Genomic DNA, 22,437 nt, shown 5'->3' with positions numbered 1-22,437 from the left:
CAAGTAGGCTGGGCGTCATGTCTCATGTTCTCTCCCTGACCGATGTTTCTGTGGTGCGCGACTCAAAAGCGATCCTCGATTCGATCAACTGGTCGGTGAACGATGACGAACGTTGGGCGATCCTGGGGCCCAACGGTGCAGGCAAGACCACGTTGTTGCAATTGGCTGCCGCAATGATGCACCCATCCAGTGGCGAGGCTGTCGTGCTGGGGGAGCGGTTGGGTCACATCGACGTGTTCGAACTGCGTCCACGGATCGGATTCGCCTCGAGCGCCATGGCCAAACGACTGCCGGCGAACGAGACCGTGCTCGACGTCGTGATGACCGCCGCGTATTCCGTGACCGGCCGCTGGTTGGAGGAGTACGAGGAGATCGACGAACGCCGCTCCAGGCGCGTATTGGCCGAGTGGAATCTTGATCATCTGGCGGAGCGAAAGTTCGGCACCCTGAGCGATGGGGAGCAGAAGCGAGTGCAGATCGCGCGCGCGGTGATGACCGATCCGGAGATCCTGCTCCTCGATGAGCCCGCCGCAAGTCTGGATCTCGGGGCTCGTGAAGAACTACTGCAGCTGCTGGGCGGTTACGCGAGTGCACCCGGCTCTCCCGCAATCGTTATGGTGACGCACCACGTCGAGGAGATCCCCAAGGGGTTCACGCACGCTTTGATCATTGCGAACGGTTCCTTCGTCTCGGCCGGCCCGATCTCCGACGTGATGAACTCGGAAACCCTCACCAACGCTTTCGGGATCGACATCAAGTTGACGGAGACCGACGGCCGCTACGCGGCGCGCGCCATTTGACGCTTCTCAGCTGAACACTCACTGCCCGAGAGCGGTCAGCGTGGCGTAGAGGTTCCAGAACTGTTCTCCCGGAAGTGGGGAACCGTCTACCGCCGCTTCAAGATACGTGAAATGGGTCACCCAGCCGATCCTGTAGTTCGCCGTGAGCTCGCCGAGGCCAGAGTGCACCAGTTGTGCGGTGGTGGTCACGTCGTCTTGTGCCGTCAGATCAATCCGGATGTGTGAAACCGGTTCGTCAGGAAACTCCCACGTCATGACCAGAAGGTGTGGGCGCTGCACCTCGAGGAGTTGGTTGCGCGACAGGGCTCCGTCACCGTGGTCGATGACGAATCGGCCACCTGCCGTCAGGTCGGTTTCGACCGGCTGGCCGATCCACAGCGGGAGGAACCGTGGATCCGTCAGGCCAGTCCAGATCTCGTCGATGCTTCGAGCGAACGACCATCGAAGCTCCACACGCTCGTCATTCCTGGATTCTGACAAGATCGGCATTTCCCTATCGTAGTGTTGCGGTTTCTACCGGTCGACGAGATCGACGAGGTCGACGCGACGGTTGACCACCGGGGTGTAATCGCGGTTCGAAGCGGACTGTCACGGACCAGCCGAGCCCGGCTCCTTGACGTGGCCCGCGAGTATGCTCTCTGATGCTCAGAAAGAGCATTCTGACCCAACTCGTCAGTGATTCTCGTCGCTTTCGCGAACAAAGAGAAGCGCTTCTCGCGCCATCGCGGTCCAGGTTTCGAGCGTCGACTGGGGGTCAGCATCGGGATCAATTGCGACCCACTCACGCATCGTACGGGTGCCCATGGTGACCGGCTCGGCACCACCACTCTCAACCATTGCGATGACGCGTTCACGGGGGAGCTTGACGATCAGCCGATCCTCACGCCCCAGAAACGCGAAGATCTTGGTCCCTGTGCGCAATCCGGGGCTTCGAAACATGGTTCCGATCTCGATCTGCCCATTCGCGCCGAGTCGCTCGGCGATCTCGTGGAGCAGTTCGACGTTCTTGTCTGACTTGTCTGAAGACGCCACCATCGTGCTCCTAAGATGTTCGTTACGCCAAAGGCGTGAAGATCAAGCTACTGGGCCATGTGTTTTAAAGTAAAGTTCCGACTGCATCCGCTTCACCCTCACACAGCTTGACTCTCACACAGTTTGAAGGAATTGCGTGTTTCCAGCATTCGGCTGGCAGCTGTGGAGTCCCGCCTGAGGATGATCGAGAAGGAGAACGAAATGTCTGCAGATTATGTGGTGAAGCCGATACCCGCGGTACGGCTGGCCGCAGTGACCGACACGATGGATCCCGCTGAGATGGGCCAGAGGATCGGCCCCATGTTTGATCAGGTCGCGGCAATTCTCACCACGGCACGGGCCAGTCTCGCCACAGCGATCGCAACGTATGCCGAGACCGAGGCCGGAACGGATGTTGTGGTCCGGTGACGTCCGGGGGATCGACAAGTACACCGAATCCCGTGTCGTCGCCCTCACCCAGGTGAAATCACAACTGGAGGAATCCCATGAATCGGCTTGAGCCAACTGGACAAACGGCCGCACAGGTCTATCAGATATTCATCAAGGCGTCGCCCAGCGAGATCTGGGATGCGATCATCAAACCCGAGTTCTCCGCTCGCTACTTCTATGGTTCCCGAGTCGACACCACTGGTGAGTTGGGCACCCCTTTTCGCTACCACGCCCCGGATGGTTTATCGCTGTGGGGCGATGAGCTCGTGATTGCGTCCGACCGGCCACGGCGGCTCGTCGTCGGCTGGCGCTCACTGTATGACCCACAGCTTGTCGACGAACCGTCGAGCAGGGTGAGTTGGGAGATCGAGCCGCACGAAGGCGGATTCTGCCTACTGACAGTCATTCATGACCAACTCGAAAACTCTCCCGGAACGGCTGCGAACGTCGCGGGCACAGGTTGGATGATGGTGCTCAGCGGGTTGAAGACCGTTCTGGAGACCGGGGCAGGCTTGGTTGCCGACCCACGTGAATGATTGATCTTGAATCGGCCACTGCGTGAAAAGCGGATGCGAACTGACGGCTCAATGCCCTGGGCGCAGGATCATCACCGTTCTCCTGACCAACCGGACCGATCCTGCAGTTAGAGGGCTCGCGGTTCTCGCGTTCCCCGAGATCCACTGATCTCGTGAGTGCGCTGCTCGCGCAGGGCTCGCAGGTGCACCGCCGCCCAACTCCGGAACGGTTTCCACACGTCAGAAAGGTCATCCAGGTCGCGACCCGCGCCGCAGAGCTCGACGATTTCAGCTGCGAGGCGGTGTTCGTTGTGGGGGAGCACGTCGGCGGCGTTTGCGCCTCGGATGAGAACGAGTTCTGCCCCGAACGGTCCGAGTCCCTTCACCTCCTGAATCGTTGCGAGGGCGTCATCTGAATCGGCCGACCGCAATGCCTCCGCGTCGAGACGGCCCTCCAGCGCCGCCTCGGCGACTGAGTGCAAATACTCCGTCTTGCGCCCAGGAAGGTCGAGATCCAGGTCGCGCAAGACCGAAGGAGCCGGAAAGGCGCCGTGGTCACCGTGGCGCTCGATGATGTCTTGGCGCAGCCGTGCCGCCTGCACGATACGGATGCGCCCAGAGAGCACCGCCCAGGCCGCTGCCTCGTAGGGAGAGTGAAAGCCACATGGGCGAAGTCCGGGTAGCCGTGCCTGGGCATCGGCGATGACCGGGTCGCGTTCGCCCACTTGTGGCCACTGGCGTGCATCGATGTCCAGCGAGAGGAAGCGCATCACCTGCGCCACCGCCGCGTCGAGGTGACCGTCTCCGGTCACCATGATCTGGGCGGCCGCACCTGACTGCGAGACCTGGGTCTCGACGCGGCGCCAATCAGCCTCGGTGAAGAAGACCGTGCGGATCTCCGGGCGATCATTTGATTGCAACGCACCGGGTGCGAAGCCTTCCCAGAACATCTTGCTTGTCACGAGCGACCACGGACCCAGCACATCGACGGTACTCGTATGGCTTCGGAAGGTCATTTCAATTGCTCCGATCACCATCTCGACGTCATGGCGCCAGTCTGTCACCTCCGGTGACGATCGCACAGGAGTGTGGAGACTACTGGCCGTCCCCACCGGTCGGCTAGACTCTCTACCACTGCACAGCGCCTCGGCGTTCCGCACGCTCGCCGACGGATCGCTGAGAACCCCTACCGTTACACGTCAGACGACGTGATTTTCACCGTCTACGCCGATCGAGCTGGCATAACCGAATTCGGTCGACCGGCCGCCAGGGTCGAATACTTCAGCGTTGGCAGGCCGTGCCTGAGGGCATCCGATCTCGGCAAGAAGTACGGCTGGGGTATTCATTCCGACGATGAGGGGAGCATCGCCCTGTACGCCGTGGATTCCCCGCACTACGCAACGCTTGCTGATGGCGAATGTATTGGGAACACCGCGGATGCGCAGGAGGAGTGTGTCGTCACCGTGGTGAAGGCCATGAGGTCGAGCCGACGCTGAACTTCCGAGAGGCTGCGCGGGCATCTGGCACCTACAGTGGTCGGAGAAGTGGGAGGTAATCCCGCGTGGTAAGACCCGAACGCTTGGGGCACCTCCCAAGCCTGTGTGTTCGCCCTTCCGCACCCACGGGTGCATTCGGTGAGGTTCGGGTGCGGCGGGGCGACTCTAGAAACCGAACCTGTGTGCGGCGGCGACCAGCCGTTGCAGGGTGCCGAGGGAGCGCGTTGTAACCGGCACCTGCAGGAGTGTTTCGAGAAGACCAGTGACATCTCCGGCAGTGTTTCTCGGTTTCCAGCACACGCTTGCTGCGCTGCGTTCGTCGAGGCTGCGCAGCTCGACCAGCTGATCACGGCTTCGCAACGGAAGCTCGATCGTTGGCAGAGACTTGAGGTCAAAGAAGGAGATCATACTTCGATACACGTCCTCGCCCGGATCCGGCAAGGGCGTTACCTGCACCACCCACTCAATCTCGGCGAGGGGGCGAACGACGGCGATATGCGTATAGCCGCTCTCACGCAGAGAAAGGAGTGCTTGGCGCACAGCGGCTCGGGGCTTCTCCGAGGCGAAGAGAATGGTGCCGTTGGTCTGGAAGCTACGCGCAACGCCATTCCCGCCAAAAGCCCCGACGAGTTGTTCTTTCGTCGGGCTGCCGATGTGGCCGAGGTTGAGGTTGCGAAAAAGCGCGACCATCAGAACCGGTGAGGACATGTCAATAATGCTAGCCACCGCCCGAGTCGGGTTCAGCCCGGCCCCGCCGAGGTTCCTCCCCGTTGACCCGGCTCCAATGCGAGCGACGCCTAGGATGAGTCCAGAGCAAGGGGAGGCACAGTGACCGGAGAGACGAATCTGGATACGTTGTTGCGCACAATGTCGCCCCGGTTGAACGATGGCCGATTTGTCTACGCGAGGGTCAAAGCGGATGTTCCCGCGGGCATCGTCCCAATCGTCACGGTACGAGAGCAGGAAGGCCTGACCCTGGTCATCGCAAAGGAACAGGCAGACGAGCTGGGGCTCGCTTACAACTACGTCGCTGCCTGGATCACCCTCGAGGTTCACTCGTCACTGGATGCAGTGGGGCTGACTGCCGCGATCAGTCGCGTACTCACGGCCGAGAACATCAGCGCCAACGTTGTCGCCGGGTACACCCACGACCACGTGTTCGTGCCCTATGAGCGTGCCGGTGATGCGATGCGAGCCCTACTCACGCTGACCTCGGCGTAAGGAAAATTCTTCGCCCAGCCAATCTTCTCAATCAATCTTCTCGACCAGGTCACGAAGTTGTGTGGGTGCCGTGCTGTGCCCGTTGCGATGGCGACCCTGGGCGCACCGATCGTTGTGCCTCTTTGATGTCCGGTCCCATGCTGGCCCTGACGCTGCAGCTTGTGGCAGTCTCTCCGCCAGGAGCACACCGTATCGACGAGGTGTGCCACAACGTCGTGCACATCCCAATCGCTGCAATGACGGGGTCTCCCAGTCGGCGGCAGGCAGTTGCTCCAAGTCTTTGATCAGGGCACGGCGCTCGTCGTGCACCACCGGCCAGATCACTGAACCGCGTTGTTGTCTCATTCGACCATCCAACCATCGGAGTGAATAGTTCTGACTTCGCGACTCGATGACGCGCCGCAGAGCAACCGTCATCCAAGCTGTGATGCATCGGCCGGGCATCTGCTACGATTGATCGTTGGTCGAAAGACCGCCGCAGCTTTCGAGCCCTGCTCGAGTCCCCAATATTCGAATCGCGAAGGTAGTTTTCATGAAGTCTGGCATCCACCCCACGTACGCCCCGGTTGTGTTTCGCGACCTGGCCTCGGGCAAGGCGTTCCTGACGCGTTCCACCGTCGGCAGCGCGAAGACCATCGAGTGGGAAGACGGCAAGACCTACCCGGTGATCGACGTCGAGATCTCGTCGGAGTCGCACCCGTTCTACACCGGCAAGCAGCGCATCATGGACTCGGCCGGCCGCGTTGAGAAGTTCAACACCCGCTACAAGGGCTTCGGCTCCTAAGCACCCAGTCATTCACGAAGGCGATCGGCATCTGCCGGTCGCCTTCGTGCTGTCTCAAAGTGTGGGTCGTGGCCGTGGTTGAGCACAGCCTTGGTTGAGCACAGCCGTGGTTGAGCACAGCCTTGATTGAGCACAGCCTTGGTTGAGCACAGCCGTGGTTGAGCACAGCCCTGATTCAGTGCAGGCTTGGCGAGAACAGCCTCTGACTAGCGCAGCGGCCAGGCGCCGGAAGCCACGAACTGCGGCTCATTCCGCTTCTCGCGCATGTACTCCTGGAAGCTTGCGGCCTGATCCTGGCTCCAACCCACCTGGCGGTTGTGCAACTCGTCTGCGCTGAACTCCAGCGCCTCGGAGTATTTGCGGCCCAGTGCCTGCGCCACGCGTCCGGCAGCGATGGCGTCGGCAGCAGCGTTGTGCGCGTCTTCAAGGAAGACCCCGTAGACGGCGGTCGCCGCCTCCAGGGTGCGTTTACCCTTGCGGTAGCGATCGACGGCCTTGTCGATCACCAGTGGATCGATGATCGGCGCCGGGGAGTCGAGCACCGGAAGGCCATGGCGACGCGCCTCGTGTGCCAACAGGCTCAGGTCATACGGCGCGTTGTAGACCACGACCGGCACGCCTTGGCTCAGAAGCGTCGACAGGGCGGCCACGATCTCAGCAATCGACTCGGCCGGCGGCCGCCCGTGCTCGCGGGCATGTTCAGTGGTGATCTTGTGCACTGCGGTGGCCTGTGCCGGAATCTCGACGCCCGGATCTATCAGCCAATCGGTTCCCTGAATCGGCTGCCCGGCGGCATCAAGAACCCCGACGTGCGCGGTGACGATTCGGCACGTTGAGGTATCGATGCCTGTGGTCTCGAGGTCGAAGACACCGACCTTTTCGTACCAACTCGGCATTGGGGCTGTCGCTTCGATTTCGGTACTGACTTCTTGACTGATGTTCACGTGACCACTCTATTGGGAGCCACTGACACCGGCTGCGAGACTGTGCGTCCGCCTCCGAGCGGTACCCGCTGTACTCGCTGAGCTGTACTACCTGAGCTGTAATCGACCCTCGGCGCGACCCTCGGCGCGCCCCTCAGTGCCGCCTGGTGGGGTGCCCCAGGTGCAGCCAGTAGAAGCTCTGTGTTCCCAGCGTGAGGGTGATCAAGCCGTCTGCTCCTACCGAAGGAAAACGCTCGCCTCCGAACACGTCGGTCAGCGTACGGTCCGCCCACTGCTCCGCTGAAATTGTGACCGAGATCGGATTGTGGGCGAAGCTGAACACGCAGAGGATATCTTCTGCTGGCTCGCTCGGATGGCTGACGGCGCCTTCGTGGGAGCGCACAAAGGCCAACACGGATTCGTGGTCAGTCTCCAGAACGTGCATCGACCCGAGTCCGAACGCCGGGTGCGCCTTGCGCACGTGGATCACGTTGCGCACCCAGTGCAGCAGGGAGCGGGATTGTGCCAGCTGGGCCTCAACGTTGACGTGGCTGTAGTGGTAGACGAGCGATTGAACAACGGGCAGGTAGAGCTGGCCCGGGTCGGCAGACGAGAAGCCCGCATTGCGATCTGGGGTCCATTGCATCGGGGTGCGCGACGAGTCACGATCCGGCAACCAGATATTGTCACCCATGCCGATCTCATCGCCGTAGTACAAGAAGGGGCTGCCCTCGAGCGAGAACAGCAGGGCGTGCACGAGCTCCAGCTCTGAACGCGAGTTGTCGAGCAGCGGCGCCAGGCGCCGGCGGATGCCCACGTTCACACGCATGCGCGGGTCGTAGGCGTACCAGCCGTACATTGCCTGACGGTACTCCTCCGACACCATCTCCAGTGTGAGTTCGTCGTGGTTGCGCAGGAATACTGCCCAACCGGCCCCGGTCGGAATGTCCGTCGTTTCTGACAGCACTTGGATCAATTCGCCGGCGTGTTGGGAGCGCAGGGAGTAGAAGATGCGCGGCATCACCGGAAAGTCGAAGGCCATGTGGCATTCCGGCTCTTCGTCGGTGCCGAGAAATGCGGCAACCTCGCGCGGCCACTGATTCGCCTCGGCGATCAGCACTCGGCCCGGAAACTCGTCGTCCACCATCGACCGCAGTGCTCGAATGAAGTCGTGGGTGGGCGGCTCGCCCTCTCCGTTGCCCTCCTCCGACTCATACAGGTAGGGGATTGCGTCCAACCGAAAGCCGTCCACTCCCATGGCGAGCCAGAAACGAACAACGTCGAAGATCGCGGCATGCACAGCCGGGTTCTCGTAGTTGAGGTCTGGCTGGTGGGAGAAGAAGCGGTGAAAGTAGAACTGCCGCCTGACCGGGTCAAATGCCCAGTTGGAGTCTTCATAGTCGGTGAAGATGATGCGCACGTTGGGGAACTTCTCGTCGGTGTCGCTCCAGACGTAGAAGTCGCCGTATGGCCCATCCGGGTCGGTGCGCGATTGTTCGAACCAATCGTGCTGGTCAGACGTGTGGTTCAGCGGCAGGTCCATGATGATACGCATGTTGCGCTCGTGCACCTTTGTCACCAGGTCACGGAACTCTTCGACCGTTCCGAACTCGGGCAGGATCGCTTTGTAGTCGGAGACGTCATAGCCTCCGTCTTTGAGAGGCGACGTGAAGAACGGCGGCACCCAGAGCGCGTCCACCCCCAACCACTGCAGATAGTCCAGTTTCGAGGCCAGCCCCGTGAGGTCTCCTGCACCATCGCCCTTGCTGTCGACGAACGCTCGAATCATCACCTCGTAGAACACCGCACTGCGGTACCACTGCGGGTTGAGGACAAGGCCCGGAAGCTGGATGGGGGCGGTGAAACTCACAAGACTCCTCAGGGAACTGGGATGGACTTGAATGTGGATGACAAGGTGATGAACCCGCTGATGAGTCTATGACTGATGCCTGAACGCCGGCGCCGGACGCGGCCAACCCTGATCAGGCTGCATCGGGCAGGCTCCAGATTCGTCGGGGCTGTGACATCAGTCGGCCTAAGCTGGAAGGGATGACACAACCCGCGCCGTACCCCTCCTCGCACCATCAGGCACCGCCTCAACCGACAACCGGCGTGCGCCGCCAGACGCGGGTGCTCGGCAGCCGCACGTACTACTGGCAGTACGGTGATCCGGATGCATCTGACGCCATCGTCGTCGTCCACGGATTCCGAGGCGATCACCACGGCCTCGAGCAGGTGATCGCCCAACTGGCACCAGCGCGCATCATTGCGCCCGACCTGCCCGGTTTCGGCGAGTCAGAACCGTTGCCCGGTCGCACCCACGACCTCGGGGCCTACGCGACCTGGCTGACCGCACTGGTCGAATCAATGGCAATCCGCGGGCGGGTGACGGTTCTCGGGCATTCATTCGGCTCCATCGTGGCCTCCGCCGCTGTGTCTTCACACCTCACCGTCGATTCCCTGGTACTGATCAACCCGATCGCTGCGCCGGCCCTGCGCGGCCCGCGGGGTGTGCTCACGCGGCTGGCAGTGTTCTACTACTGGTTGGGCGCCATTCTGCCGCCGAAGCTCGGTTTCGCACTGTTGAAGAATCGGGTGATCGTAAGGGTCACCAGTCTGGCTATGGTCAAGACTCGGGTACCCGCCCTCAGGCGCTGGATCCACGACCAACACGATCGGTACTTCAGCGCCTTCGCGAGCCGCGAGGTCGTTCTTGAGTCCTTTCGCGCGTCGATCGGCAATGATGTGAGCGAGTTCGCCGGGCAGATCACCGTCCCGACCCTGTTGATTGCCGCCGAACGGGATGACATCACCACGGTCGCGAAGCAGCGGGAGTTGGCCCGACTCTTTCCAGACGCGACCCTGCATGTGATCGACGGCGTCGGGCATTTGATCCATTACGAGACCCCCGCGGCCGCGGCCGCGTTGATTCGCACTTTTCTCAGCGAGCCACGACTCGGTGCGTCCTATTTCGCTGCTGCTGCGCCGGGCGAGGGCGGCCGATGAGGATCGTCTTCGACTGCAGATACACCCGAATCGGCCGCCATGACGGCATCAGCCGGTACACCGCCCGGTTGGTTGAGGCGTTGGCCGCACTGCACCCGGTGACCATGCTGATCAGCGACCATCGTCAACTGGAGCTGCTGCCTGCACTTCCGTGGGAGCTGGTGAGCTCGCCCACCAGCGTGCGCGAACCGCTGATCGCCCTCCAGGTGAATAGGCTGCGCCCCGATGTGGTGTTCTCACCCATGCAGACCATGGGCTCCTGGGGCAGGCGCTATCGGCTGATCCTGACGGTGCACGACCTGATCTATTACCGGCACCGCACCCCGCCGCCCTCGTTGAGCCTGCCCATCCGGCTGCTCTGGCGGCTGTACCACCTCGCCTGGTGGCCTCAGAGGATGCTTCTGAACCGGGCAGACGCGGTCGTCGTGGTCTCTGACACCACCGGCAGTCTGTTGGCCGAGCACGACCTCACCCGGAGGCCGGTCGCCGTGGTGCCGAATGCCGCCGAGGTTCCCGGCGCGGCTCTGATCACGGTTCGAAACCGGTCCGACGCCCGAAGCCTTGTCTACATGGGGTCGTATATGCCCTACAAGAACGTGGACATGCTCGCCCGCGCCCTGCACGAACTTCCGGGCTATGTGTTGCACCTGATGAGCCGGGCCAGTGAATCAGAGCGCAGCGCGCTTGAAGCGGTGGCACCGCTCGGCAGCCTGGTGTTCCACGACGGCGCCAGCGACGAGGAGTATCGCCAGGTTCTGGGGGAGGCCACTGCCCTCGTCACTGCATCCAGAGAAGAGGGTTTCGGCATTCCACTGGTCGAAGCCATGGCGTTGGGTACGCCTGTGGCAGTGAGTGACATTGCGATCTTTCGAGAGATCGGCGGCGAGGCCGCCGTCTTCTTCGATCAGGAGGATCCAGCCTCCATCGCGGCTGCGGTCACCTCGTTGGCCGAGCCAGAACAGTGGCAGATTCGCTCCGTCGCCTCCCGCCACCAGGCCTCACTGTTCACCTGGCAGCGGTCTGCTGCTGAGCTTCTCACCTTTATCCGTGAGACGGTCGCCAAACCCTCAGGTTGACTCGCTTGGCGGGGAGACGACGATCAACCCATCAAAGAAGCCGAGACCGGGTCGCGTGGGCCGTGCACCTCTTCACCGCGAACCAGCACCAACTGCCCGTCTCTGAAACCGAACTCGTGCACGGAGCCGTTTGTGATCAACTCACCCGGCAGAGGAAGTGCGCCACCCGAGACATAGCGCAGCATCGTGCCGATCACCCCGCCGTGGGTCACCACGATCAATGATTGGCCGGGACGGCTCGCGGCGAGCTCGGCAAGCGCCGGGGTCACCCTCGCAGCGACCTGCGCGCGCGTCTCCCGTCCGGGGATCAGCACCCCGTCCGGAAAGCGCTCCAGCACCTCTTCCCCGGTGAGTCCCTCGCCCTCACCGAAGTTGCGTTCGGAGATCTCGGCAACCGACACAGGAGCGGGAAGCGACAACTGTTCTGAGATGATCAGAGCCGTGTCACGTGCCCGAGACAACGGGCTGGTGATCACTCCGTCCCAGGAGCGACCTCGAAGCCTCCCTGCAGCATCGAGCGCCTGCTGCCTACCGGTCTCATTCAGGGGGATGTCGGTCAACCCTTGGATGCGTCGCTCACGATTCCAATCCGTCTGCCCGTGGCGAACCAGAACAAGCGTAGTCATTCGGGGATTCCTCTCTGGCGGCGCCAGTCTTCTCTGTCTCAAACCCGCAGGGGTGGAGTGATACCGCGGCACCCACGGTCGCAAGTGCGCCCGTGCGGCAACTGTCAGAGCCGTCCGATCAGATTCGCCTCGATGGCGGTCAGGATCTGGGACGTTCCACCATCCAGCCTAACCGTCGCAGCATCGTCGCCCCGGGTTTCGCCCCGGTTGACGATGATCACCGGCATGCCGGCGCGGCGTGCCTGCTCGAGCAGCCTGATGCCCGAGTTCACGACCAGGGACGAACCGGCGATCAGAAGTGAATCGGATTGACCGATCAGCGTGGAGGCCCGAAGATAGGTCGGCGTGGGAATGAGTTCACCGAAGAAAACGACGTCGGGCTTCAGCATGCCCCCGCAGTGTGGACAATCAGGTACGGGAAAGTCGGCGTCATGCGGTTGGTCGACGTCTCCGTCGGGTGCCAGCGGGCGGTGGGCATCCGGCTGCGCCAGGTTCCCTCCCGTTCCCCTTGCCGTCGGCGAAGCACCGGCGACCGCGGCATCGATCAGCGCCCCGATCTCCTCACGCGGAAACTCGTGGCCGCAGTCGAGGCAACGCACCCGGTTCATGCTGCCGTGCACCTCTACCACGTGATGCGACCCAGCCCGTTGGTGTAATCCATCGACATTCTGTGTCACCACCCCGGTGACGAACGCACGCTTCTCCAGGCGCGCCAGAACTCGATGTCCAGAGTTCGGCAGGCTTCCGTTGAACCTCTGCCAGCCGGCATGACTGCCAGCCCAGTAACGGCGGCGGTTGGCCGGGTCGGCGAGGAACTCCTGAAACGTCATCGGCGTGCGCGGGGTGGAGCCGGCGCCGCGATAGTCGGGGATTCCGGAGTCGGTGCTGATGCCGGCTCCGGTGACGACGACGGTGCGGCCTCGCGCCATGATCTCAGCAGCCGCCTGGACCAGATCTGCATCGAGAGGCGCGTCGCCACGAATGGCATCAACGGCCATCCTGTCCGAGACGGACGAGTTCATCAGATCCCATTCCTGCTACTACTGAGTTTGGCAGAACCGTGGCGGAAGTTCGGCAGAATCATGGCCGAACTGTGGCACAATCGTTGGCGCGACGTACGCCCACCTCCAGCTACAACGCACCGGTACCGGATATTGTTTCATGGCGGCCCGACCGGGTTGTCTCACGTGGAAGGGCCTCATGCGCGTCATCACCGTCACCGACCGTGACCAGCCGGAGATCTCCGACTATTCCCGGCTCACCGATGTGGCCCTGCGTCGCGTCAGCGAGCCGGAGGGCGGCCTGTATATTGCCGAGTCGCCGAAGGTGATCGGCCGCGCCCTGGCTGCCGGGCACCGCCCCCGTTCAGTGCTGGTTCTGGAGCGCTGGCTACCGCGTATGGCCGAACTGTTTCGGGATTACCCGGAGATCACCGTCTTCACCGGTGAACCTGAACTTCTTGAGTCGCTCACAGGGTTCAACCTGCACCGAGGTGCGCTGGCGGCCATGCATCGGCCGCCGCTGGCTCCTGTGGCCGAACTTGTGCGAGACGCCAGCACGATCGTCGTCCTGGAAGATGTGGTCGATCACACCAACGTGGGTGCGATCTTCCGCTCAGTGGCCGGGCTCGGCGCCGACGCAGTGCTGATCAGCCCTCGTTGCGCCGACCCGCTCTACCGCCGCAGCGTACGGGTGAGCATGGGCACCGTCTTCCAGGTGCCGTGGACCCGGATGGAGGAGTGGGACGAGGCGCTGCCGGCGCTCAAGCAGGCCGGTTTTCACCTGGCCGCCCTCGCCCTCAGCGACGACGCTGTTTCGCTGGCGGACTTCGCGGCCAACCGGCCTGAAAAAGTGGCGCTGGTGATGGGAACCGAGGGCGATGGTCTGAGCTCGCGGGCGTTGGCCGCAGCAGACACCGAGGTGATGATCCCGATGCTGCACGGGGTGAATTCACTGAATGTCGCCGCGGCCAGCGCTGTGGCCCTCTGGGCGCTCGAGAACGCGAGGCTACAGTAGCGTGATGTCGACTCCTCGCCACTCCCGGGCCCGGCAGAGGCGCATCTATCGTCGCCGGCGTTTCATCGCGGCACTCCTGCTCGCGGGCGTTGTAGCCGCAGCCGCGTTCGGCGTGTACGCCGGCATGCTTTTGAACGGGCCGATCCCCGCCACCGCGGCCACCCTGACACCGATTACCGTGCCGCAACCCGTGGAGGCCCAACTCGTTTGGCCGTCAAACGGCTCCGGGGCCATCGCCGAAGTGGGGAGGCCCGGGTTGCTGGGGATCCATGGTGAGACCGAGAGTGTACCGATCGCGAGTATCACCAAGGTGATCACGGCGTTGGTCGTGCTCGACGAGAAGCCGCTCGCCGCAGACGAAGCCGGCCCAACCCTGACGTTCACCGACGCCGACGTCGACATCTACTACGACGCGATCGCCGAGAATGGTTCGGTCGCACCAGTCGCCGACGGTCTGGAGCTCACTGAACGTCAGACGCTCGAGGCCATGTTGATTGAATCGGCCAACAACTACAGCGTGTCCCTGGTCAACTGGGCGTTCGGCTCGATGGACGCATATCTGAAAGCAGCGGCCACGTGGCTTGAGAAACACGGGCTGAACTCGACGTCTGTGGCCGACTCCAGCGGTATCTCACCCGATTCCATCAGTAGCACCGCCGACCTGGTCAAGCTCGGGGAACTCGCTCTCGCCAACCCGACGGTCGCAGCGATCACCGCCACGAGCGAGACGGACCTTCCTTATATCGGCACAATAGAGAACACGAACAAGCTGATCGGCACCGACGGTGTCACCGGTCTCAAGACCGGCACCACCGACGAAGCCGGCGCCTGCCTGCTGTTCTCAGCGGAGTTCACGATTTCTGGCACTGTGATCACGGTGGTCGGGGTGATGCTCGGCGGCGACACCCACCCCCAGTTGAACGACGACATTCTGGCATTGCTGGACTCGACCAAGGCCGGCTACCACGAGGTGACCCTGGCCACCGCCGGTGAGCGCGTGGGTGAATTCACCACCGCGTGGGGACAGACGAGCACCCTTGTCGCATCCTCCGGTGCGTCGGTGCTCGTCTATTCTGCGGAGAATGTCACCCAGTCGATCACCGTCGATCCGATCCAGACCGTGCAGGCGGGGCAGACGGTGGGGGAGTTGGCCTTCACTGTGGGGGATCAGAGCTTCACCGTACCCGTGGAGGCGACCGAAGAGATCACCGGTCCCGACGACGCGTGGCGATGGGCGAACCGGGAGGCCATCCTCGGCTGAGCCGCCGGGAAGCCAGAAAGGACGGCCTGCCAACTCGCCGACGCTTACGACCCCAAGGCCACCGAAGGTTCGCGGCCCGAATGCTGGGGGCATCTCAGACGATGCATCCCAGAAGCGGATATCGGACTACCGCTGAAGAAGCAGATGCTCAGCCTCTTCGGCCCCGGGATGTTATTCCTGCAAACACCGCATGGAGGAGGGGGAGTACAGAGGCTGCGATGAGTATCACTCCCACGACAGGGTCGGTCTGCCTGAGAAGGATTCCTCCGAGCAGGAGACCGGCGAAGATGATCGCGGAGACCACTCGCCGGGCGATCTGTTCGATCGCCCGCAGTCGCCGATCAACGCTCGGGGTCTCCACAGCAAGTTGTCCGCGTTGCATCACTGTGATGAGATCGTCCAGTTGCTGAGGCAGGCGGGCGATGAGGCCGGCGGTGGTGATGGCCTGCTGTGTCAGCGCCCGCACAGTTCCTGAACCCCCGTCGCGCGTGAGCTGCTTCGCGTATGGCTCGATGGCGGTCCAGACGTTGAACGCGGGGTTGAGTCCGCTGCACACCCCAGACGTGACCGAGACCGCGCGAATGATGAGCAGGAAGTTCTCGGGAAGCTGAAAGGGCATCGTGCGCACGATGTCCCCGAACTTGTCCGCGAAGTCTTTGAACTCGCGTGGGTCGACCTTCTGAAGTTCGGCGAAACCCATGCCGCCGAAACGGTCGAAGAGTTCGCTCATCGCGCGCTCGAGCGGAGCGCTTTCAGCAGACGGCAACAACATGCCCATGTCACGGATACTGCCGACCAACCCCTTCGCATCACGCGATGCGACCGCGATGATGAGCCGTTGCAGGCCGGCTCGCAGGGTGTCGGGAACTTCGCCCATCATGCCGAAGTCGACGAACGTGAGTTTCCACGCAGGCGTGACGGCGTCTGCCCGGTCGTCAGCCGCCGACGTCACGAAAATGTTTCCGGGATGGGGGTCTGCGTGGAAGAACCCATGAATGAAGAGCTGGTCGAACATGGTTCTCGCCAATTCGTCGGCGACAGCTGCCGGGTCTATTCCGGCCGCCTCGAGTGCATGACGGTCGTTCACCTTGATCGCCGTCACGTCGGAGAGGGTGAGAACTCGCCGCGTGGTGCGTTCCCAGACGACTGCCGGAGTGTGCACGCTGGGATCGTCTCTGAAGTTCTCGGTGAAGTGTTCGGCATTCGCACCCTCATGGAGATAGTCGAGCTCCAGCAGGCTGATCACCGCGAATTCTTCCAGGAGTGAGGGCAGGTGCACCCGACGCGAGATGAACTTCACCCGGTTGAGCCAGCCGGCAATCTTGCGCAGGGCTGCGAGATCCACCCTGACGATTTCGTCGATTCCCGGTCGTTGCACCTTCACCACGACATCCTCGAAGTCCACCTCGGAGGAGTCGACGGGCAAAAGTCTCGCACGGTGCACCTGGCCGAACGATGCGGCGGCAAGCGGAACCGGGTCAAAGAACGCGTATGCCCGATTCAACGACATTCCGAGATCGGATTCAGCAAGATCGCGAAGCTCAGGGAACTCGACGGCCGGCACCTCGTCCTGGAGTCCTTCGAGTTCGCTGGTTATCTCGGGTGGAAGCACGTCCATCCTGGACGACATGAACTGGCCGACCTTGATCATGAGACCACGCAACTCGATCGCCAGGGAGTGAAAGCTCCGTGCGATGCGCCGCGCCCGCTCGGTGCGCCCTCGCCTCGCAAAGGCGCCCAGTCCGAAGCGGGGCAACACCAGTTCGAACCACCACTCAACAACGATGTGGCGGGAGGCAAAGAAGAGGATTCGCCGGTAGCGGGCGCGCAGATGTCTGGGCGTGGTCATTAATTCTCCATGCTACCGCCGCGAGGGCGGCAGCCGATCAGTCTTTGGCCAAGATCGAGTACAACGTGCGACGGGCCTCATCGATGACGGCAACCGCCTCATGAACCTGTTCGCCGGTGCCCCCGCGGGCCACTTGAACGATCGCCTGGGCAAGCTTTGCTCCGGCCTTGGGCAGAACCGTTGACCGTGCCGTATCCCTGGTCGCAGTCGTCTCCCACGGAGCTGGATCGCTGGTGTTCACCTCGTCGCTGCCGTTCTCCGTGAGAGAGTAGGTCTTCCTTCCGCCAGCCTCCTCAGCCTGAATGAGGCCCTCGTCCGCGAGCAGCTGCAGCGTGGGGTAGACCGAGCCGGGGCTCGGCTTCCAGGCTCCATCGCTGCGCTTCTCGATCTCACGGATGATCTGGTAGCCGTGCATCGGTTCTTCGGCAAGCAGCATGAGGATCGCCACGCGGACATCTCCACGCCCCATTCGCGGGGCGACCCGTCGCTCGAACTCGGAGCGCACGTTTTCGACCATGTCCCACAGTGGCGAGCCGGGCCGGCCGGAACCGTGTTCGTGGTGGTCGTGACGAGAGTTGGGGCGTCCGCTGCCATATGTATTACTCATGATGTTCCTCAGATTCTGATGATGAGGGCGAGCCGCTGGCTCGCCGATACTCAACGATACATCGCTGAGGTGAGCGTCGGATGTGAGGCGAAGAACCCGCACGGCGCCTGGCGCACCGTGTCATCGGTGCGTTGCCGAGGCCTGCTGCCCGCTACAGGCAGGGGTGCTGGGGAGCAGCGGCGCCGCAACGATTGACGAGCCACGTCTTCGTCACATCGGAGCGCACCAACACTCAGGGCCGACCTGCGAATGTCAGCCGTAACCGGTAACTTGGATACCCGTGACCACCTTGCCCGCCCCCGGCCCAGCCGTCGGAACCTTCGCCGCAGAGCACCTGTCTCCGTCGTACCCGGAACGGGCAGCGTGGGGCACGGCGAGCAAATTGCGCGCGTGGCAGGCCGAAGCCCTGGAGGAGTATTTCCGCACTGATCCGAGAGATTTTCTGGCGGCCGCAACCCCTGGGGCTGGCAAGACCACGTTCGCGCTGAGGCTCGCGACCGAATTGATCGCGCGCAACGTCGTCGACCGGGTCACCGTGGTCGCTCCCACCGAGCATCTGAAGCGCCAGTGGGCCGACGCCGCGCACCGGGTGGGGCTGAAGCTTGACCCGACATTCAAGAACAGCCACGGGCGCTACGGGCGCCACTACCGCGGCATCGTCGTCACCTACGCCCAAGTGGCCGCCCGCGCCGAACTGCACCGTGAGATCGTCGAGGACCACCGCACCCTGGTCATCCTCGACGAGGTGCACCACGGCGGTGACGCCCTCAGCTGGGGTGACGCCATCCGTATCGCATTCGACAAGGCAACCCGCAGACTCTCGTTGACCGGCACACCGTTTCGCTCTGACACTGCCCCCATACCGTTCGTGAACTACCTGCGCGACAAAGACGGCATCCGCGTCTCCCAGACCGACTACAGCTACGGCTACGGCCGGGCACTGACCGACGGCGTGGTGCGGCCGGTCATCTTCATGGTCTACGCGGGGCTCATGCAGTGGCGCACGAAGGCCGGCGACGAGATGGTGGCCCGGCTCGGCGAAGGCAACACCAAGGACATCACCGCGCAAGCCTGGCGCACCGCCTTGCACCCGAAGGGGGAGTGGATCCCCCAAGTGCTCTCGGCGGCGAACCGGCGCCTCGACGAGGTGAGACAGGCGATCCCGGATGCCGGGGGCCTGGTGATCGCCACCGATCACTTCGCCGCCCGCGCGTATGCAAAGATCCTGGGCGAGATCAGCGGCGAGAAGGTCACAGTCGTGCTCAGCGACGAGAAGGAGGCGTCTGAGCGCATCGAGCAGTTCGCAGAATCGGATCGTAAGTGGCTGGTGGCGGTGCGAATGGTCTCGGAGGGGGTGGACATTCCCCGGCTCAGCGTCGGTGTCTACGCCACCTCGGCGGCGACACCGCTGTATTTTGCGCAGGCCGTTGGGCGTTTCGTACGAGCCAGGCGCCGCGGTGAGACCGCATCGATCTTCCTGCCCGATGTGCCCGGCCTGATCGGCCTGGCCTCGGAGATGGAGCGGGAACGCGACCACGCACTCGACCGGGAGGTGACCCGTGATGACGAGTTCTACAACCCGGAGGACGCGCTGGTCGCCCGCGAGAACGCGTCGGACAAGGCATCCGCCGGGCTGCTCGACGAGTTCGCCTTCGAGGCCGTGGCATCCAGCGCAAACTTTGACCGCGTCTTGTTCGACGGCGACGAGTTCGGCTCCTTCGCCGAGCCCGGCAGCGACGAAGAACTCGACTTCATTGGAATTCCCGGGTTGCTCGAGCCCGAGCAGGTCAGCGAGTTGCTCAAGCAGCGCCACTCCCGCCAGTTGCGGCGGAGGAAGGGTTCGGCTGCGACCGCCGGCAGCCAGGGATCATCGAGCCCGGCGGAACCGGCACCCCTCTACCGCACGCTCAAGGAGCAGCGTTCGCTGCTCAACAGTCTGGTCTCTCTCTGGGCACGCGGCACCGACCAGCCCCATGGGCTGCTGCATGCGGAGCTGCGGCGCATCTGCGGCGGACCCGCGGTGGCGCAAGCCAGTGTCACGCAGTTGCAGACCCGCATCGACCTCGTCAGGCGACGTCTGGCCAGCACGCGCAGCTGACCTCCGCCAGCAACCCAGCCCCGCGGGGAAACAGTCTGAGTGCGCAAAAAAGTGCCCTCCCAGCGCATGGGAAGGCACTTTTTTGCGCACTCAGCGGGCGTAACCGGCTTTCATGGCCTGGGTCAGATCGCGGCCGCCTTGTCGAGTGCCTGCATCAGGTCGTCGGTGAGGTCGTCGACGTGCTCCAGGCCGATCGAGAGCCGCACGATACCTGCGCCCGGCTTCTTGTCTGCCTCGACGGGGCGATGGGTAAGCGATGCCGGATGCTGCACCAGTGAGTCGACTCCGCCCAGAGAGACCGCGTGCACGATCAGCGAGCACGCTTCGGTGAACGCGGCGGCGGCATCGTAGCCACCGGCAAGCTCCACTGCGAGCATCGCACCGGGGCCGACCATCTGCCGTCCCTCGCCGACCAGGCCCTTGGGGTCCTGACCGGGCAGGCCCGGGTACATCACGCGGCTGAGAGCCTTGTGCCCCTGCATCCGTTCGGCAAGCAGCCCCGCCGTCTCCTGCTGGGCGCGCACCCGAATCGGAAGGGTACGCAGCCCCCGGTGAAGCAGGTAGGCCGACAACGGGTGAAGCAGGCCGCCGGTGACGGCGCGCACCTGCCGCAGACGGGTGACCCAGTCGCGGTTGGTGGCGATGACCCCGCCCATGACGTCACCGTGTCCACCGAGGTATTTGGTGGCGCTGTGCAGAACCAGGGTGACACCCTGTTCGATCGGGCGCTGCAGAACCGGGGTGGCGAAGGTGTTGTCGACCATCACGGGAACCTCACCTGCCTGTTCCACCACGTCGGTGAGGTCGACGAGTTCCAACGAGGGGTTCGCGGGCGATTCGATCAGTACGAGCCCGGTGTTCTCTCGGATACTCTCCCTGATCTCGTCCACTCCACACCAGGTGACCTCGGTGCCGAGAATCCCGGTGGCCAGAACGTGGTCGGTGCCGCCGTAGATGGGGCGCACCGCGACCACGTGCGGCTTACCGGCGGTCACGGTCGCGATCAGTGCGGCGCTGAGCGCCGCCATGCCGGTGCCGAAGGCGACGGCGCCTTCGCTGCCTTCGAGGGAGGCCAGGGAGTCTTCGAAACGGGCGACCCCGGGCTGCCAGAGTCGCTGGTACACCGCAGAGTGGTCGGGCATGAGGTCACCACCGGTGGCCATGTGCTCATAGGAGTCACCACCGGACTCAACGCTCCCCAGGGGGTTTGTGGTGGAGAGATCAATCGGGGGAACATGGGAACCCGACTCGACAAGGCCCTCCATTCCGCCGTGAACGGCCCGGGTTTCAAATCTGGCATTTTTTGGTTGCATGATCTGACAGAAACAGACTCAGACACAAAACGCAAACCCGCGGGCGAGCGCCCCGATTGATACGCAGAAAAAGACTCAGGCCCCCACCGTGCGGTGAGGGCCTGAGTACGTTCAGTTCGTTCAGATCGGGTTGGCATCACAGCCGTCCCAGATCGTCAAAACTAGAGGGGGCGAATGTTCTCCGCCTGAGGGCCCTTGGGGCCCTGGGTGACCTCGAACTCGACGCGCTGGTTCTCGTCGAGCGTCTTGTACCCGCTCGACGCGATGGCCGAGTAGTGTGCGAACACGTCGGGGCTGCCGTCTTCGGGGGCGATGAATCCAAAGCCCTTTTCGGCGTTAAACCACTTCACGGTACCTGTTGCCATTTAAAACTCCTCCAGGAGTACTCACTTTTGCCTCGACTGTCGAGACAGCATGTCGCAGTGTTTATCTGGTGCTCCAGGAGGGAACTCATTCAGTCGCGACGGTCTAAACCACAAGCGTTCAAAACGTGAAAAACACTGCAACTGCGTACCCGACACTAGTGCACGCAGGCTAAAAATGCTTGCATTGTGTCGAGAGCGTTACAATTGAGCCGCGAAAATCAGCGTTTGACGCACCGAGTCGACGCTCACGGGCTGTTTCCCAGCGAATTTCGCAGATCGGCGTGCCGCGGCATTTCTACAAGGGGAGTAGCGGTCTCCAACCAGGTTTTCACGGCACTCAGCCGAAAGTGCCAATCACCGGGCGCCGCGGCCGGACTGGATCCATCCCCAGGATCTCGCCAGGACACCACACTCACGCTGTCGTCCACCGCGGTCACCGACCAGGCGACGGAGCACGAGGGGTCGGGGCCCTCGCAACCGGGAACTCCGGAAACGATCGTGCGCTCGATGTCTGAGACAGCCGCCCGGATGTACAGGTTCTGCTCGCGGTTGCGTGTTGGGGGCTCCTCATGCGGTGATACTGCCGCATTCCGGTTCGAACCCTCCTGGCCGGCGTTGTTGGGCCCGGACTCGAGAACCCGGAACGAACGGCCCGCACTCGGTTTCAGCCGGTCTTCGATGTCGCGCAGCCGACTGATCGTGTCCCTGGCCTCGTCAACCACAGTGAGCAGCGCAGGCACGAGCATGAGAAGGCGTTGCACCTTCTCAGCATTCGACGACCCGTCACCGGAGTGGATGATCCCCATCGCGTTGCCCTTGAGCACAGCGGCCTCGTCGAAGAATGTCTCTGGGCGGTCTTCGGCGAGATTGAGGTCGGCGGCGGCGAAGGCCTCCAGCGCGGCGTGTTCCGAATCTGTCATGCGAGCGTGCTCGACCGGGTTGCGGTCGGCCGGCCGCCGGTGATTGTGTTCTTCGCCCATCGAACCATCGTAGGCTCGACCGCTCGCGTTCGCCTGCCCG

Annotated in this window: 24 protein-coding genes; 11 read left to right on the top strand and 13 right to left on the bottom strand. The window is 63.1% G+C overall.

What is annotated here, in order from left to right:
• Positions 1-17 precede the first annotated feature (17 nt).
• Positions 18-800: an ABC transporter ATP-binding protein gene (locus tag DL891_RS08345; protein WP_111719970.1), complete on the top strand. Its 783-nt coding sequence runs from the start codon at positions 18-20 to the stop codon at positions 798-800.
• Between the two features lie 18 nt (positions 801-818).
• On the opposite strand, the gene DL891_RS08340 is transcribed toward DL891_RS08345, so the two are convergent.
• Together DL891_RS08340 and DL891_RS08335 are read right to left on the bottom strand one after the other, a co-directional pair.
• Positions 819-1,289 carry an SRPBCC domain-containing protein gene (locus tag DL891_RS08340; protein WP_111719969.1) on the bottom strand — a complete coding sequence of 157 codons (471 nt, stop codon included), beginning with the start codon at positions 1,287-1,289 and terminating at the stop codon, positions 819-821.
• 183 nt (positions 1,290-1,472) lie between these two features.
• Entirely contained in the window at positions 1,473-1,835 is a 363-nt protein-coding gene (locus DL891_RS08335) for a hypothetical protein (RefSeq protein ID WP_111719968.1), read from the bottom strand.
• Positions 1,836-2,033: 198 nt separating this feature from the next.
• Between DL891_RS08335 and DL891_RS08330 the strand changes: the two genes are divergently transcribed.
• Positions 2,034-2,240: a hypothetical protein gene (locus DL891_RS08330; RefSeq protein WP_157962449.1), complete on the top strand. Its 207-nt coding sequence runs from the start codon at positions 2,034-2,036 to the stop codon at positions 2,238-2,240.
• A 77-nt stretch (positions 2,241-2,317) separates the two neighbouring features.
• Positions 2,318-2,797, top strand: a complete 480-nt coding sequence (locus DL891_RS08325; RefSeq protein ID WP_111719966.1) for an SRPBCC domain-containing protein — start codon at positions 2,318-2,320, stop codon at positions 2,795-2,797.
• Positions 2,798-2,904: 107 nt separating this feature from the next.
• On the opposite strand, the gene DL891_RS08320 is transcribed toward DL891_RS08325, so the two are convergent.
• Positions 2,905-3,840, bottom strand: a complete 936-nt coding sequence (locus tag DL891_RS08320) for a DNA-3-methyladenine glycosylase (protein WP_198668826.1) — start codon at positions 3,838-3,840, stop codon at positions 2,905-2,907.
• Between the two features lie 24 nt (positions 3,841-3,864).
• Between DL891_RS08320 and DL891_RS08315 the strand changes: the two genes are divergently transcribed.
• On the top strand, positions 3,865-4,272 hold the full coding sequence (locus DL891_RS08315) for a DUF6157 family protein (RefSeq protein WP_255563086.1): 408 nt from the start codon (positions 3,865-3,867) through the stop codon (positions 4,270-4,272).
• A gap of 165 nt (positions 4,273-4,437) precedes the next feature.
• Here DL891_RS08315 and DL891_RS08310 read toward each other — a convergent pair whose 3' ends face one another.
• Positions 4,438-4,980 (bottom strand): DUF1697 domain-containing protein, encoded by a 543-nt coding sequence (locus DL891_RS08310; RefSeq protein WP_111719964.1) that lies wholly within the window; start codon positions 4,978-4,980, stop codon positions 4,438-4,440.
• Between the two features lie 120 nt (positions 4,981-5,100).
• Between DL891_RS08310 and DL891_RS08305 the strand changes: the two genes are divergently transcribed.
• The gene (locus tag DL891_RS08305) at positions 5,101-5,493 is read left to right on the top strand and encodes an ACT domain-containing protein (protein WP_111719963.1); all 393 of its coding nucleotides are present in this window, start codon (positions 5,101-5,103) and stop codon (positions 5,491-5,493) included.
• A 532-nt stretch (positions 5,494-6,025) separates the two neighbouring features.
• Positions 6,026-6,277 (top strand): type B 50S ribosomal protein L31, encoded by a 252-nt coding sequence (locus DL891_RS08300; protein WP_111719962.1) that lies wholly within the window; start codon positions 6,026-6,028, stop codon positions 6,275-6,277.
• Between the two features lie 206 nt (positions 6,278-6,483).
• Here the strand turns inward: DL891_RS08300 and DL891_RS08295 are convergent, their stop codons facing one another.
• Together DL891_RS08295 and treS are read right to left on the bottom strand one after the other, a co-directional pair.
• A complete protein-coding gene (locus DL891_RS08295; protein ID WP_111719961.1) occupies positions 6,484-7,173 on the bottom strand; it encodes an exonuclease domain-containing protein in 690 nt (229 codons plus the stop codon).
• Between the two features lie 181 nt (positions 7,174-7,354).
• Positions 7,355-9,070, bottom strand: a complete 1,716-nt coding sequence (gene treS, locus DL891_RS08290) for a maltose alpha-D-glucosyltransferase (RefSeq protein WP_111719960.1) — start codon at positions 9,068-9,070, stop codon at positions 7,355-7,357.
• Between the two features lie 179 nt (positions 9,071-9,249).
• On the opposite strand from treS, the gene DL891_RS08285 reads away from it, so the two are divergent.
• On the top strand, positions 9,250-10,206 hold the full coding sequence (locus tag DL891_RS08285) for an alpha/beta fold hydrolase (RefSeq protein ID WP_111719959.1): 957 nt from the start codon (positions 9,250-9,252) through the stop codon (positions 10,204-10,206).
• Positions 10,203-11,282: a glycosyltransferase family 1 protein gene (locus DL891_RS08280; RefSeq protein WP_111719958.1), complete on the top strand. Its 1,080-nt coding sequence runs from the start codon at positions 10,203-10,205 to the stop codon at positions 11,280-11,282. Before DL891_RS08285 ends, DL891_RS08280 begins: the two co-directional genes overlap by 4 nt.
• Positions 11,283-11,305: 23 nt before the next feature.
• On the opposite strand, the gene DL891_RS08275 is transcribed toward DL891_RS08280, so the two are convergent.
• Positions 11,306-11,908, bottom strand: a complete 603-nt coding sequence (locus tag DL891_RS08275; RefSeq protein WP_111719957.1) for a histidine phosphatase family protein — start codon at positions 11,906-11,908, stop codon at positions 11,306-11,308.
• A gap of 104 nt (positions 11,909-12,012) precedes the next feature.
• On the bottom strand, positions 12,013-12,930 hold the full coding sequence (locus DL891_RS08270) for a Sir2 family NAD-dependent protein deacetylase (protein ID WP_368665626.1): 918 nt from the start codon (positions 12,928-12,930) through the stop codon (positions 12,013-12,015).
• 178 nt (positions 12,931-13,108) lie between these two features.
• On the opposite strand from DL891_RS08270, the gene DL891_RS08265 reads away from it, so the two are divergent.
• Entirely contained in the window at positions 13,109-13,924 is an 816-nt protein-coding gene (locus DL891_RS08265) for an RNA methyltransferase (RefSeq protein WP_111719956.1), read from the top strand.
• 4 nt (positions 13,925-13,928) lie between these two features.
• Entirely contained in the window at positions 13,929-15,185 is a 1,257-nt protein-coding gene (locus DL891_RS08260) for a D-alanyl-D-alanine carboxypeptidase family protein (protein WP_157962448.1), read from the top strand.
• 148 nt (positions 15,186-15,333) lie between these two features.
• Here the strand turns inward: DL891_RS08260 and DL891_RS08255 are convergent, their stop codons facing one another.
• Together DL891_RS08255 and DL891_RS08250 are read right to left on the bottom strand one after the other, a co-directional pair.
• Entirely contained in the window at positions 15,334-17,034 is a 1,701-nt protein-coding gene (locus DL891_RS08255) for an AarF/ABC1/UbiB kinase family protein (protein WP_111719954.1), read from the bottom strand.
• Positions 17,035-17,071: 37 nt separating this feature from the next.
• Complete coding sequence (locus tag DL891_RS08250; protein WP_232819085.1) at positions 17,072-17,551, bottom strand: PadR family transcriptional regulator; 480 nt, start codon at positions 17,549-17,551, stop codon at positions 17,072-17,074.
• A gap of 370 nt (positions 17,552-17,921) precedes the next feature.
• Between DL891_RS08250 and DL891_RS08245 the strand changes: the two genes are divergently transcribed.
• Positions 17,922-19,739, top strand: a complete 1,818-nt coding sequence (locus DL891_RS08245) for a DEAD/DEAH box helicase (RefSeq protein ID WP_111719952.1) — start codon at positions 17,922-17,924, stop codon at positions 19,737-19,739.
• A 122-nt stretch (positions 19,740-19,861) separates the two neighbouring features.
• On the opposite strand, the gene DL891_RS08240 is transcribed toward DL891_RS08245, so the two are convergent.
• The 3 genes from DL891_RS08240 to DL891_RS08230 all read right to left on the bottom strand — a co-directional run bounded on the left by DL891_RS08240 (position 19,862) and on the right by DL891_RS08230 (position 22,397).
• On the bottom strand, positions 19,862-21,052 hold the full coding sequence (locus DL891_RS08240) for a PLP-dependent aspartate aminotransferase family protein (protein WP_111719951.1): 1,191 nt from the start codon (positions 21,050-21,052) through the stop codon (positions 19,862-19,864).
• A gap of 161 nt (positions 21,053-21,213) precedes the next feature.
• Positions 21,214-21,417: a cold-shock protein gene (locus tag DL891_RS08235; RefSeq protein ID WP_111719950.1), complete on the bottom strand. Its 204-nt coding sequence runs from the start codon at positions 21,415-21,417 to the stop codon at positions 21,214-21,216.
• Positions 21,418-21,662: 245 nt separating this feature from the next.
• Positions 21,663-22,397, bottom strand: a complete 735-nt coding sequence (locus DL891_RS08230) for a hypothetical protein (protein WP_111719949.1) — start codon at positions 22,395-22,397, stop codon at positions 21,663-21,665.
• Positions 22,398-22,437 lie beyond the last annotated feature (40 nt).

Source organism: Homoserinimonas sp. OAct 916, assembly GCF_003260275.1.
Lineage (GTDB): Bacteria > Actinomycetota > Actinomycetes > Actinomycetales > Microbacteriaceae > OACT-916.
This window is presented reverse-complemented; position numbering and strand designations above follow the sequence as displayed.